Source organism: Limosilactobacillus avistercoris (assembly GCF_014836425.1).
GTDB classification, from domain to species: domain Bacteria; phylum Bacillota; class Bacilli; order Lactobacillales; family Lactobacillaceae; genus Limosilactobacillus; species Limosilactobacillus agrestimuris.
In genome coordinates this window covers 1-14,103 of record NZ_JACSQW010000019.1, presented here as the reverse complement: position 1 = coordinate 14,103, position 14,103 = coordinate 1, and the positions used below count along the sequence as shown (strand labels likewise).

Below are 14,103 nucleotides of genomic sequence, written 5' to 3'. Positions count from 1 at the left end.
CGTTTCGGGCTGGAGTGCGAATTCGTTACAACTCAGATGAAAATAGTTTTAAAATAAGAAAGAGGTGGGATTAATTCCCGCCTCTTAAATTTCTATTTGTTAAGCCTATTCAGCTTCGATCAAACCGTAACGACCATCCTTACGACGGTAAACAATGCTGGTTCCATCAGTTTCAGCGTCTTGGAAGACGAAGAAGTCATGACCAAGCATGTCCATTTGGAGAGCCGCTTCTTCAGGATCCATTGGTTTGAGTGAGATTTGTTTTGTCCGCACGATCTTCAAGTCATCTTGACTCTCAGCATCATCATCGGTTGGGACAAATTCTAAGTTCTTAAAGCCTTTTTCACGTGACTTACGGTTAACCTTAGTCTTGTACTTCCGGATTTGCCGTTCAAGCTTATCAGTAACAAGGTCAACACTACCGTACATGTCGTTAGAAGTTTCTTCAGCCCGTAATGTAAGGTATGGTAATGGAATAGTAACTTCTACCTTGTAAGTACGGTTAGGATAAACTTTTAAGTTCACATGGGCAGTTGCTTCTACGTTATCTTCGAAGAACTTTTGTAACTTATTAATCCGCTTTACTACATAGTCACGAATTGAGTCAGTTACTTCGATGTTTTCACCACGAATATTGAACTTTAACATAGTAATTTCTCCTTTCAGTTCAAGCAATTGCTTGATCTGGTATCAGAAGGACCACTCTTCTCATATCCTTAACTACATTATAGTGTAGTTAATACTATTTAACAAACAAATCAGGAGAAAATTTAAATTTTCTTAACGAGCGAGAGATAAGCTTTGGACACGCTTACTACCATTTTCATAACAAAGGTTTGCCGCGTGGTATAGTGTCCTTCCAGTTGTATAAATATCATCAACTAAAAGAACCGTCTTCCCTTTGAGGTTCACTCCTTGCTTAAGTAAAAATGGTTGCTTGGTTTGAAGTCGCGACTGGCGATCTTTTTTCGACTGGGCAACCTTTTGACGATTTTGATGAATGATCAGTTCGGTGTATGAAATATCACCTAACAATCCGGTTACCTGGTTAAAGCCACGGGTAAGCATCGTATGTTCAGTCACTGGGATTGGAATTAAAATATCATACTCAATGTGAGTAATGGTCTCTTTAATTGTTTCTTTAAAAATTCCCCTTAAATGGTACTGCCCCTGAAACTTATACTTTTGCATAAATTCTTTCATCGCCTGGTTATAATGAAAAAGTGGTCGATGTTCCAAGTACCATCCATAATATTGTTGCCATTTTTGGCAATCATCACATAGCTCACTTCTTTCTTCACGTCCGCAACCACGACAGCTCTCTTCTAGGGAATAATGAATAAACTTCCGAAAACATTCTGGACAAATAAGTGGCTGCTTAAGTGGTCCAGGAAAAATGATTTTACTAATTGTTAGTTTCTGAGTTAACCGACAATTACAGAGCAAACAGTTAACCATGCAGTAGTTTTCGCCCCTTCCCGTTCATATACGCAATTTGTCGCTGAGCTTCTCGAACACGTCGACTATAAGAATTAACCCAAAACATCACTTTACCTGTCGGCCGGCTTACCGAACGGCCAACACGTCCTGCGATTTGTACTAATGCAGACGACGAGAAGATCTGATCATCTGCCCCCAAGACAAAGACATCGATCTCCGGAAACGTCACTCCTCGTTCTAAGATCGAAGTAGTAATCAAAAAATCGTATCTTCCGTCGCGCATTGCTTGAACTTTCTCTAAGCGCTGTGGGTCAGCCGCATGAACCGTCGTAAATTTTTTATCAGGTAAAAATCGCTGCAAGCATAACAAAACCGGCTGAAGGTCGGCAATATGGGGAACAAATAGTAGACAACGATAACGGTTATTCAACGTATTTCTTATTTCACGAAGTAGACTAGTGGGCAAGTGCTTTTTGGAAAGTCCTTTACGCCAATTAAATGCCAAACATAATTTTATTTGCGGAAGCAAGTTACCATGATAACGAAGTGGAAGATAACTAACCATGAGCTTTTTATTGTGGATTTGTTGAATCAGTTTTTTCCCTGGGGTTGCAGTCATAAAGAGTAAGCTCCCGTCCTCTTTAATTGCTTGTTCGGTTGCGAATAAAAGTGCCTGATTAGCAGCATAGGGAAAAGAATCAACCTCATCGACAATTAAATTATCAAAAGCTCGGTAGAAGCGAAGTAGCTGGTGAGTTGTGCAGATTGTCAATTGGCGATACTGGTACTGTTGGGGTTCTCTTCCGTGAAGTAAAGCAATCGGGAAATTAGCAAAAGCTGCCTGCAAACGTGGATATAATTCTAAACAGACATCTACCCGAGGCGAGGCAATTGCTACTCGCTCACCCCGTTTTAACGCTGCCGCTATTCCAGCAAAGATCATCTCTGTTTTTCCTGCTCCAGTTACGGCCCAAAGTAATTGACGACAATGGTTATTCATCCGTTCTTTGATCACAGCAGATGTTGCCGCTTGCAATTGTGATAATTCCCCTTCCCAGGTTAAAACTTGCTCTGGCGGTTCAAATTGATTTGGCTCTTGAACATGGTAAAATTTATCAAGAGTTGATACTCGTCCCAACGTAACGCATCGGGGACAATAATAGTGATAATTAGGAAGAGCCACAAATGTCTTACTCGTTGCCGTACCGCACCGTAAACAAGTAACACTCGTCTCGTTAATCTTCATTGTTGGTAAAACTTGAATTTGTGAATCATTAATTGGAAAGTTATCAATTTGAGGAAATAATACCCGTCGTCCGTAAAGCTCATTAATTTTCATTTTTCATCCCCCCACTTTATTAATACGGAAGAAAAGCAAAAATTCACTAAAGGAGTAATAAAAATGTCAGAACCATTTCTCACTATCGCTAAAAACACTAGCAATGAGATGGTGATTAAAAAATCACGTTTTATTTGTTCAGTTGCTCGCGTCTCGACAGAAGATGAAGCCCAGCAATTTATTGAACAAGTTAGCACCGAAAACCGGAAAGCTACCCATAATTGTTATGCATACATGGTTGGTGACCGTGATCAAATTCAGCGAGAAAGTGATAATGGTGAACCAAGTGGTACTGCTGGTGTTCCCATTTTGGAATCACTTCAATTAGCAAAGATCCATAATGTCGTTGCTGTAGTGACCCGTTATTTTGGTGGAATTAAACTCGGTGCTGGTGGATTGATTCGGGCTTACAGTAATTCCGCAACCAACGCTATCCACAAGGCGGAATTAGTCCAACGAATTAAACAAGCTGTTCTTGAAATTACCATTAACTATTCCCAGCATGACTCACTTCTCCATTATTTGAACGAGCAAGGAATTGAAGTCGCTGACGAGCAATTTAGTGCTACTGTCCAAACCAATGTCTATGTTGATGAAGAAAAGGTTGACAGCTTCACAGAGAAATTAATCAATCGTTTCAATGATCAATTGACGATCAAAAAAGGAACCTCGCGTGACCACGAGATTCCCTATTTAACTAATTAAGCTAACGCAGCTTCAATTATGTTTAATATAATGACAATAATCAATAAACCAATAATCCATGTGGTGGCCACCCTTGTTCGGTGATCACCACTTTTTAATTTTGCCCAATTAAGGCCAAGATAAGCAACAATCAACAGCAGCGTTCCAACTATTCCAATTAAATCAGAATGAAAGCCAAACCGATCTAAACTAAAGCCACCAATTAGAAATAAGCTAATGGCAAATAGTAGGCCAAAAACAATGTTTCTCTTTTTCACATTGTCCTCCTGTTCCAAGATCATTTCCCGGGAAATTTCAAATATCTAACACGAAATAGTCAAACATTTCCCATTTTCTTTATTCATGCAGGTGGTAATTGTAACTAGCAACTACAATGTTTTGACGAGAATTAAGAACAGTCCGCAGACGGACACTGGTTTGGTTATGGAGTGCCAATTGCCATGGATGCTTCGGAATAAATTGGGGAACTAAAACAGTAGTTGAGTAGTTCCGTGCAGCTGCCCGCTTAGCGATCACATCCACAAATCGTAACGTTGGTTTAGCAATTGACCGGTATGATGAGTGAATATCAACAAAGCGGACATCTGGGAATTCAGCCTTAAATTCATTGGCTGTCTTATGCTCTTTTCCTGGATTTTCATCAAAGGAAACGTGCATTGCAATCACGTAGTCACCGATCGAACGAGCATAGTTAATTGCCCCCCGAGTAACCCGAGTAACATTACCAACTAAGACAATCACCGTTGCTCCATCATAGTCGTGCAACTGGACCTTCGTCTTTTCGGCAACCCGTAATTGCTTGGCCACTTTGATATAGTGCCGGTGGATTGCATGGAACATGTAAAGCAACAACGGCATGATGATTAGGTATGGCCAAACATTGCCAAAGTGTTGCCAGAACAATGCAATTACTAGCGCAAGAGAAATTAATGCACCAATAAAATTAATAAATGCCTTAGCAGGCCAAAATCCTCCCCGTTCACGGAACCAGTGGATAATCATCCCTGATTGTGAAAGGGTAAATGGAACAAAGACACCCACAGCATAAAGTGGAATCAACATGTTTGTTTGACCATGGAAAATAAGGATCAAAATGATCGCACCCACAGCCAAAGCAATAATTCCGTTAGAGTATCCTAAACGATCCCCACGATCCATAAATGCGTGCGGCATATACTTGTCCTTAGCCATGTTAAAGGCAAGGATTGGGAAGGCAGAGAAACCTGTGTTAGCAGCAACGGCGAGAATCATCGCTGTTGACAATTGAAGAAGGTAAAAGCCAATCCCGTGGCCACCAAATACAGCAAGACCGATTTGTGAAAGAACCGTGGTCCGCTTATCTGGGACAATTCCAAAGTAAAAGCCGTAAAAGATAATGGCAATGAAGAAGATTGCCAGAATTGTACTCATAATTGCCAGAGTAACAGAAGCATTCTTTTCCTTTGGCTTATTGAAGTTTGGCACAGCATTACTTACCGCTTCAACACCAGTTAAGGAAGATGAACCAGCTGAGAATGCCCGAACAAACAATACAAAAGTCATCCCTGTAACTGGTGTCCCATAATCCGCTGGTGCTTGGTAGTGCACTTGCCCAGTCGCGATGTTATAGGCACCCCAAAGGATCATTACAGTAATCATGATCACGAAGAAATAGACTGGAACCGTCAGGAAATTAGCACTTTCACTCATTCCCCGCAAGTTCATAAACATAATTAATAGGACAATAATAATTGCAATAGGAACGGAAAAGCGGTAAAGTGCCGGAATTGCAGAGGTAATTGCCTCTACACCAGAGGTCGTTGAAACAGCAACTGTTAACATGTAGTCAACCAAAAGCGATCCCCCAGCAAACAAACCACCGTTACTTCCCCAGTTTCGGGTAGCAACAACATAGGCACCCCCACCACTTGGGTAAGCATGAATAATCTGTTGGTAAGAAAGGGTGATTGCTAACAGTAAAAGCAATACGATCGCTGCAATAGGGATTGAGTACCACATTGCCATCGCAGATAAAGTTACTAAGACAGTCGTAATCTGCTCTGGACCATAAGCAACTGACGAAATTGCATCTGATGATAGCATCGCCAGTGCCTTAAATTTAGTTAAGTGGGTCTGACCCTCATCCAAAGTTTTTAGAGGTTTTCCAATTAAAACCCGTTTAATATAACGCCACATACTATCCTCCCAATATTTATGGAATATAATCATTTAAGCGATTTTGGATAACTGAACAATAATACAATTATTCTAGCTTGTTTTCAATTACAAAAGTAAGCTGTCGTTATTTCACTACTTACTTTTCTTTAAGTCGATTATTGACTTTTTCGGCTGCTGGGTCAACTTGAGGCATTCGGCTGTGGATTGCCCAGAAATAAAAGAGTAATGAAACAACAATAATTATAACAAAGTCAAAGGGATATGGAACCCAGTTTTGACCACCAAATCCCTCACTCCCTACATAAGAAATTACAGAGATAAAAATCATATAACAGATTAGCCAAGCAGAGTTCTTTAATTGCTGGTGCCAATTAGTCTTCTGGTACCGACATTCATAATAAAGATAAATTGGCAATCCCAAAGCAATTACAAAGATTACCTGGACAGTCGTCGGCCACATTGTCCAGTAGATAGCTAATCCAGTAACAACAAAGGCAAACGGGGCCAACCACTTCATATAGTGAGGGGCAAATGGTCGTTCTAGGTTAGGCGCCATCTTCCGTAAAGAGATTACCGTTACCGGACCAGTCAAGTAGGCAATCAACGTTGAACCCGTAATCACCGTAGCTAATAAGCTCCAGTTCCGAAATACATTGACTAAGATCGTTGCTAAAATCAAGTCAGCAACCATTGCAAAACGAGGAATCATATAGCGACGTTCAAGACGGCCAAGCCATTTTGGCAAGTGCCCAGTATGAGTCATTGCAGCTAATGCTCGTGAAGCCGTTGCAACAAACGCCACCCCAGTTCCAAATGGTGAAACAAAGGCATCCATATATAGCAGGATTGCTAACCAATTCAGACTCAGTAAAATTGCAATATCGGCAAACGGAGACGCAAAGTTAACTCCATGCCAACCATTCTTTGCTAATGACGCAGGATCAATCGCCCCGATAAAGGCAACCTGGAGCATGATATAAATTGCTGCCGTAATTAACATTGAAATTAAGACACCACGCACAATATTCTTGTGGGGGTTAACCATTTCCCCACCCATATTAATGATGGTTTGAAAAGCATCGTAAGACATAATAATTCCTGAAACAGCAGCTGCCTCAAAGATTGACCGACTACCATATGGCATAAATGTCTGGACATTGTGCCCAAAGTTTATCGGATGAAAGCCACTAACAATCAGCATTATCACCGTTAGTGTTGGCAACAGGATCTTAAAGACCGAGATTAAGTTAGTAAACCGAGTCATTAGTTTTACTGACCAAAAATTAATCAAGGTAAAGATTACCATGAACAAAAAGACAACCAACATTCCTAGGAAAGTAATATTTCCCCCACTAATAAAATGGTGGGTCCAGTTCGCCCACGACCACGGCCATGAACTCATGTATTGAACGGAGGCCACGGCTTCCATCGGCACAAGGGTTATTAAAGAAATCCAGTTTGCCCATGCCGCTATGAATCCTAGTAATGGACCATGGCTATATTGGGCATACCGGCTCATCCCCCCACTTTCAGGAAACATTGCCCCTAATTCAACGTACGTGAGGGCAATGCTGATAATAATGACCGCCCCAATAATCCACGAAATGATCGCAGCGGGCCCAGCAACTTTAGCAGCAGTCCCAGCCCCGAACAACCACCCTGAACCAATCAATGAGTTCAGAGCTAACATCACACCGGAAAATAGGGTGATTTTATGTTGTTTTAACTTCTCCATTCTTTCTCCCTCTATTTTTCGTTTAATTTGAATTTTGAAATAGATAATTAATCTTACCATTAACTTTAGCACTTTGTTTACCGAAACGAGAAATTCTCCCAAAGGTTTTCTAAGTTATCTGATCTTCACAATCTCCTACCAAGACGATTCTGTTACAATGCCTTTATGTAAGCAAAAGAGACTTTAGCGTCCGGATATTCCGAATGTTAGAGTCTCTTTAATTTTAACTTTCACGTAAATTAGCCGTGTTTACACTTAGTCTTACCAAGACCAAGTGCAGATAACAATCCTGCAAAGCCAAGTGCAATTAAGCCACGACTTTGCTCATTACCAGTTTGCGGTAATTGAGCTGCCTTTTGATGCTTAGTACTTTGTGGATGTTCTGCAGAGCCATTCTTGAGAATAGGAGTTACCTTCTCAGTACTTGACATTGACGCAACTGTCTCAGTACTATCTGCCAATTTGGCTGACTGAGTTGAAGTTGTTGGGTTAACTACTGGCTTAGTTGGTTGAACAGTTGGTTGGGTTGGCATTTGCGGTGTCGTTGCAACATAAGTTACAACAGTTTTTCCTAAATCGGTATTATCTGAGTTTGGATTTACTGAAAAACCAGCTACTTGCGATTTATCAACCTTGTCATAACCAACTTTACTTGGCTTCTTAGAAGGGACTTCATCCATTTCTGGCTTATTTGAAGTCCAATCAGTATAGGTTACCTTCTTAGTTACCTTATCGACAATGGCTTTCCGAGTAAAGGTAACGGTTTGCTTGTACTCATGAGTACTATCTGGTGAACCATTTACATCTTGGTAAGTCTTGCCACCATCTTTAGTACCACGGTAGACAATCGTTCTAGTAAATGTCTTTTGGAGATCCTTCTCCTTAATATTAAATGCTGGTTTGTCAGAAGTTATATCTTCTTGATCATGGAAGTAGTAAACATTTACATCTGCACCATCTTTAGTTGGATCAGAAGCCTTATGAGCTACTGACTTACCACCATCATTATCATCTTTAGTACGACTATTAAGAGCACGAACTGTCTTGTAACCATATTTAGTTAAATCAGGTGAACCTTGTTCTGGATACTCCGTATGTTTACCTGTTGGAACCCAAGAATCCTTATCATTCTTAGTTGCAATGATTGGTTGACCATTCTCATCCTTCTTAATTTCTGGTTTACCATCTTTATCTAACATAGCAAATCCATTTGGATCAATATAAAGAGCAGCAAAGCCTAAGAAATTACCATTAAAGGAATCATAAAGAGGTACCCGAATGTAATCAACAGTTTGAGTAATGTCAGGCACATCGGCCTTAATACCATACTTCTTTAATTCATCCCTAATTAATTCACCAGTTTGGGCATCACGATAGTAAATATGACGCTTTACAGAAGTATTTTCACTCTTGATACCATCCTTCTTAGTCTTATCAGTTGAAGGAGTGATTCCATGCTTGAAGTAAACATTGAAGTGACTGTCTTCCGTACCATACTTATCACCCTTGGTAAAGTCGCTCTTAACGAAAACATAGCCTTGCTTTTCAAGATCAGAAATTCGCTTGTCGTTATTGTTCAAGTGAATCTCATTATCAGTCTTACCAAGTCGCTCTTTATGATCCATGCTATTGGTGATATCCCAGTAAGTGATGTCCGCATTTACATCATTCACATTCTTGGTGTAAACCAAGTAAATATCTGTGTTGGTGCCATTAGCAGCGTTCTTATCTACAGGATCTTGTGGTGCAAAGTTATCAGCTAAATGCTTGTCATCAGCGGAGTTTCTAGCAACATACGTAATTGTCCAAGTACCCTTGTTCTTGCCGCTGTCAACAGTAATAACATCTTCTTGTTTTTTATCAAAAGAACCATCAGTAACTTCAGTATCACCAGTAGAATCAATAGTCCAAGCCTTTTCAGGAACCTTACCATCTGGATCAATATAGTAATCATCACCGACTTTTTCAACGGCAACTTCATTACCATTCTTATCAGTGTAGTAAGTTGATGTTAAATGAGCAGTTTGCTTTACAGAATCTTGCAATTCATCGTGATTACCATCAGTTACAAAGTGAATTGTACGAGTGATGGTCTTATGCTCTGTCTTTGCAGTTGCCTTTGCTTGTAGATTAAGATAACATCTTTAAGCTTCTTGGTATCACCATTTTGTGGAGTGTATTTTTCTGCCACATCATTAATATCGTCTGCTGGAACATGATGCCATTCGACAATTGTGTCTGGTGACTCATCACCAGTTGGCTTTTCAAAGTTAAATTGATCGTTAACATCATGCTTAGTCTTTGTATTGTCAATTGACCATGTAACTTTTACTGGATCCTGCTGACTGCTATCAACGACTAACGTGTCTGCATTATTGTAGATATCATGAACCGATTTAACATGAACTAAATCAGTACCACCATTAATTGTATCAACATAATAATCACCGGTACCGACAAAACTAGCTTGTTGAGTGATTGGGTCTTTTAATGTCTGACCATCTTTATTGTTAGCTTTGTAGTTAACTACCCGAGTAGCACTAGCAGCTGGTGTTACTTTCTTAACACCACGGAGAATTTTAACCACATAAGTTTCAGGCTTAATTGTTCCATCAACGTTATAAAGATTATCCTTATTAAATTGATCAACATCATAAGTTTGACCATTTAAGTTAACATTAGATGAAACAATAACATAACCAGCATCATGAAGAGCCTTTAATTTAGCTTGATAATCATCAGCATCAAGCTTGTATTCATGGTAACCTGAATTAGTTTGACCATTATGCGGATTAGTCTTGCTATTCGCTGCCATTGTCATTTGATTCTTATCAGTATAATCATAGTTATTCAAGTCAATGGCCTTGTCACCGTCACCATAAGTAATATCTTTGAAGACAACGTTATATTGACGGTTAGCATAATACATAATGTTTTCATCAGCTGGCTAACCCGGTACATCACCTTTTTTGACAATATTATCTTTGTTTGTCTGATATGAACCAGTTTCATTATCAAAATCAAAGTCAATTAATGGTACTAATGGATCGAGAGTTGTCCATTTACCAGCTAACTTGCCAACTTTTTCAGCGGCGCCACGTTGTTCAGTCGTTTCTGCGGGGTAGAAAACATCAGCTGTTAATTGATTTTCATCATTGGCACCTGTAGTTGAAACAGTACCATCGGCGTTAATGCGTCTTGAAAGACAAAGATTAGGAATTTGACCATGATTAGCCCATGATTCTACTATACCCGCATAAGAAGTTGTGCCTCCTGCACCCATAAGATTTCCAGTATCTGTTTCTGGAGCATAAAATTCACCATTCTTAACCTGATAGGCAATCTTAGTTGACTTATCATGTCCACGGTACTGATGATAATTGATATTTCGCTCAGCGCTTGTTGATCGTGTTAGCATATATACATTAACTGGATAATCAGTTTTGAACCGCCCAGAACGATCATCATTCCATAACGATATAACAGGAATATTGATATTTTGTCCATCATGCAAAATAATTCGACCCGCAAATAAGTCTTGATGTGAAAGGTTTACTGTATCATCTTCATATGGGATCATATCCATTAACGGATGCTGACCAGCTTTATATTCTTTTTGCCACTGTGTAAATTCTTCAGCCAATTTTGGATCATTAAACATGTGATTAGGATCGTAGCCGTTATAACCGCTCCAATTAACTTTTGCTCGATATTCATCATCAGGTAAGCGAGTATAGCTTGGATAATCAGTTTCAACTATATAATCATAGACATCAGTACCTAAAGCATCATATAATGTCTGACCATCCTTAGCAGTCAGTTGAACTGACTTAACAACTTCACCAGTATTATGGTTGACGAAATTTGCAGATAACATGGATTATCTTATCAGAATCATCTTGCGTATCCGTTGATTGGCCCGCAGATGTAATGGCGGATTGTTGTGTTAATTGTTGGGAGAATAACTGATTACCCGTTTGACTAGCTGGCAATTCAGTTCCCTTTTCAACAGAAATTGGCTGTGTAGCTAATAAAGTATCGGAATTAGTGTTAATTATCTCTGAAGAACTACTAGTTAAAGCAGTATCAACATTAGCTGCTGTTTGTTCCTTATCAGTCGATTCAGAAGTCGTTGACCCTTCTTGAATCGAACTACCAGTCATTGTAGTAGTTACATTGCTTGTTCCTACTGGGTCATTGTCACTAGCATGTGCTACCGTACCCCCCCAATAACGAAAGTAGTACCTAATAAAACAGAAGCAACGTCAACGCTAAGTTTACGGAGTCCAAAGTGTTGACGTTGTTGTTCCATTTTACGTAGGTATTCTTGTGAATTGTTCTTTGACATTATTTTCCTCCCCCATTAAATAAAAGACATCATTTAATTATTTTTATAATATTTTAAACATTATATAACGATTTTTTCTAATTGAAAATAGTTTTTACTTATTAAACGATAAGTAAGTGTTTTAAACAAAAAATAGCACCTAACGATGTTTAAATCACATCATTAGGTGCTGTTATTTTATTACTTATATTATTTTAGAGGGACAAATTACATCATGCCGCCCATTCCGGCACCTGGTTGAGGAGCTGGAGTTTGGTTATCTTTTGCATCTGGCTTATCGGCTACAACAGCTTCAGTGGTCAACAACAATGCTGATACTGATGCAGCGTTTTGAAGTGCAGAACGGGTAACCTTAGTTGGGTCAACAATTCCGGCCTTAACCATATCTTCAAACTTACCGTCAGCAGCATTGTAACCAATTCCTGGCTTTTCGCTCTTCAATTGGTTAACAATGACTGAGCCTTCAACACCGGCGTTTTCAGCAATTTGACGAACAGGTGCTTCCAAAGCGTTCTTAACAATATTAACACCAGTAGCTTCGTCACCGGTTGCCTTAATTTCATCCAATGCTGGAAGAACGTTTACGAGGGCAGTACCACCACCAGGAACGAATCCTTCTTGAACAGCGGCACGGGTAGCGTTCAAGGCATCTTCAATCCGGTACTTCTTTTCCTTCAGTTCGGTTTCAGTTGCAGCACCAACCTTAACAACTGCAACACCACCAGAAAGCTTTGCAAGACGTTCTTGAAGCTTTTCCTTATCGAAGTCAGAAGTTGCCTTACTGATAGCTTGCTTGATTTGGTCAACCCGTTCAGCAATAGCTTCCTTGGATCCCTTACCATCAACAATGGTGGTGTTATCCTTGGTAACCGTTACCTTGTTAGCTTGACCAAGTTGGTCAACAGTAGCGTCCTTCAAGCTCATTCCTAAGTCATCAGAAATTACAGTACCACCAGTTAATACAGCGATATCTTGTAATTGAGCCTTCCGCCGGTCACCAAAGCCAGGTGCCTTAACAGCAACAACGTTGAAGGTACCACGAATCTTGTTCAAAACAAGAGTTGGCAATGCTTCACCAGTAATGTCATCAGCGATGATTAAGAGTGAACGGCCTTCTTGAACAACTGATTGAAGTAATGGCAAAATATCTTGGATGTTACTAATCTTCTTATCAGTAATCAAAATGTATGGGTTGTCAAGGTCAGCTTCCATCTTGTCGTTATCAGTTACCATGTATTGTGACATGTAACCACGATCGAAGCTCATCCCTTCAACAACGTCAACACTGGTTTCAACACCACGGGAATCTTCGATAGTAATAACACCATCGTTACCAACCTTTTCCATTGCGTCGGCAATCAACTTACCAACTTCTGGGTTAGCAGCTGAAATTGAAGCAATTTGTGCAATGTCATCCTTAGTCTTAACTTCGTGTGACATCTTCTTCAATGCTTCAACAGCAGCTTCAGTGGCCTTATCAATCCCGCGACGAATACCAACTGGGTTAGCACCAGAAGTAACGTTCTTCATTCCGGCATTAACAATTGCTTGGGTTAAAACAGTAGCAGTAGTAGTACCGTCACCAGCAATGTCATTAGTCTTAGAAGCAACTTCTGAAACTAACTTAGCACCCATGTTTTCAAATGGGTTTTCCAATTCAATGCTCTTAGCGATTGTAACACCATCGTTAGTAATGGTTGGGTTACCATAGCTTTGTTCAAGGACAACGTTACGTCCCTTTGGTCCCATAGTGGTCTTAACTGTATCAGCTAACTTATCAACACCGCTAAGCATTGCGCTCCGTGCGTCTTCGGAAAACTTAATTTCTTTTGCCATATTTTATTCACCTCAAATTTAAAATCAATACTGTCATTACCAAAGTCTCGTTAACTATTCAACGATAGCTACAAGATCCTTTTCATGAACAACGAGGTACTTTTCACCGTCATATTCAACTTCATTTCCAGCATACTTATCAAAAAGGACCTGATCGCCTTCCTTAACAGCTGGTGCAAGCTTCTCACCATTATCTAAGGTCCGACCAGCACCTACAGCAATTACCTTACCGGTTGTTGGCTTTTCCTTAACGTTTGAAGCAAGAACAATGCCACCGACAGTCTTTTCTTCTTCTGTTTCTGCTTTGAGAAGAACACGATCTCCTAATGGTTTTAACACGTTAATCCCTCCAAATTGATAAATCTCATAGTTAAAAATTAGCACTCTCGCATTTCAAGTGCTAATTACATTTTCTACTATAACATTTCTGTGACCGATTGCAACAAATATGTTTTGTAAGTGGATAAATCATAACCACCCGTAAAACGGGTGGTTTGTACAACGGCTATAAGCCGATCAGAAAAGCCAGCGTCTCAAGGCGCT

General features: G+C 39.8%; 14 protein-coding genes. 1 reads left to right on the top strand and 13 read right to left on the bottom strand.

Going from position 1 to position 14,103, the window contains the following annotated elements; translation table 11 throughout:
* Positions 1–105: 105 nt before the first annotated feature.
* From hpf to H9564_RS07065, 3 genes are all read right to left on the bottom strand, one after another.
* Positions 106–648 carry a ribosome hibernation-promoting factor, HPF/YfiA family gene (hpf, locus tag H9564_RS07075; RefSeq protein ID WP_191684810.1) on the bottom strand — a complete coding sequence of 181 codons (543 nt, stop codon included), beginning with the start codon at positions 646–648 and terminating at the stop codon, positions 106–108.
* A gap of 132 nt (positions 649–780) precedes the next feature.
* On the bottom strand, positions 781–1,458 hold the full coding sequence (locus tag H9564_RS07070) for a ComF family protein (RefSeq protein ID WP_191684809.1): 678 nt from the start codon (positions 1,456–1,458) through the stop codon (positions 781–783).
* Entirely contained in the window at positions 1,451–2,779 is a 1,329-nt protein-coding gene (locus H9564_RS07065; protein ID WP_191684808.1) for a DEAD/DEAH box helicase, read from the bottom strand. The genes H9564_RS07070 and H9564_RS07065 overlap by 8 nt, the downstream gene beginning before the upstream one ends.
* Positions 2,780–2,842: 63 nt before the next feature.
* On the opposite strand from H9564_RS07065, the gene H9564_RS07060 reads away from it, so the two are divergent.
* A complete protein-coding gene (locus H9564_RS07060; protein WP_191684807.1) occupies positions 2,843–3,484 on the top strand; it encodes a YigZ family protein in 642 nt (213 codons plus the stop codon).
* Here the strand turns inward: H9564_RS07060 and H9564_RS07055 are convergent.
* From H9564_RS07055 to groES, 10 genes are all read right to left on the bottom strand, one after another.
* On the bottom strand, positions 3,481–3,741 hold the full coding sequence (locus H9564_RS07055; protein WP_318241082.1) for a hypothetical protein: 261 nt from the start codon (positions 3,739–3,741) through the stop codon (positions 3,481–3,483). The two genes, H9564_RS07060 and H9564_RS07055, sit on opposite strands and share 4 nt — an antisense overlap.
* A gap of 79 nt (positions 3,742–3,820) precedes the next feature.
* Positions 3,821–5,659, bottom strand: a complete 1,839-nt coding sequence (locus H9564_RS07050; RefSeq protein ID WP_191684805.1) for an APC family permease — start codon at positions 5,657–5,659, stop codon at positions 3,821–3,823.
* A gap of 118 nt (positions 5,660–5,777) precedes the next feature.
* Positions 5,778–7,376, bottom strand: coding sequence for an APC family permease (locus H9564_RS07045; RefSeq protein WP_191684804.1), 1,599 nt, complete (start codon positions 7,374–7,376; stop codon positions 5,778–5,780).
* A gap of 239 nt (positions 7,377–7,615) precedes the next feature.
* Positions 7,616–9,421, bottom strand: coding sequence for a mucin-binding protein (locus tag H9564_RS07040; protein WP_191684803.1), 1,806 nt, complete (start codon positions 9,419–9,421; stop codon positions 7,616–7,618).
* Between the two features lie 20 nt (positions 9,422–9,441).
* On the bottom strand, positions 9,442–10,305 hold the full coding sequence (locus tag H9564_RS07035) for a hypothetical protein (RefSeq protein ID WP_191684802.1): 864 nt from the start codon (positions 10,303–10,305) through the stop codon (positions 9,442–9,444).
* An 18-nt stretch (positions 10,306–10,323) separates the two neighbouring features.
* A complete protein-coding gene (locus H9564_RS07030; RefSeq protein WP_191684801.1) occupies positions 10,324–11,253 on the bottom strand; it encodes a hypothetical protein in 930 nt (309 codons plus the stop codon).
* Complete coding sequence (locus H9564_RS07025; protein ID WP_191684827.1) at positions 11,225–11,539, bottom strand: hypothetical protein; 315 nt, start codon at positions 11,537–11,539, stop codon at positions 11,225–11,227. The genes H9564_RS07030 and H9564_RS07025 overlap by 29 nt, the downstream gene beginning before the upstream one ends.
* A gap of 50 nt (positions 11,540–11,589) precedes the next feature.
* A complete protein-coding gene (locus H9564_RS07020) occupies positions 11,590–11,724 on the bottom strand; it encodes a YSIRK-type signal peptide-containing protein (RefSeq protein WP_225209603.1) in 135 nt (44 codons plus the stop codon).
* A 207-nt stretch (positions 11,725–11,931) separates the two neighbouring features.
* The gene (gene groL / locus H9564_RS07015) at positions 11,932–13,560 is read right to left on the bottom strand and encodes a chaperonin GroEL (protein ID WP_191684800.1); all 1,629 of its coding nucleotides are present in this window, start codon (positions 13,558–13,560) and stop codon (positions 11,932–11,934) included.
* A gap of 54 nt (positions 13,561–13,614) precedes the next feature.
* Positions 13,615–13,899, bottom strand: coding sequence for a co-chaperone GroES (gene groES / locus H9564_RS07010; protein ID WP_191684799.1), 285 nt, complete (start codon positions 13,897–13,899; stop codon positions 13,615–13,617).
* Positions 13,900–14,103: the final 204 nt, after the last annotated feature.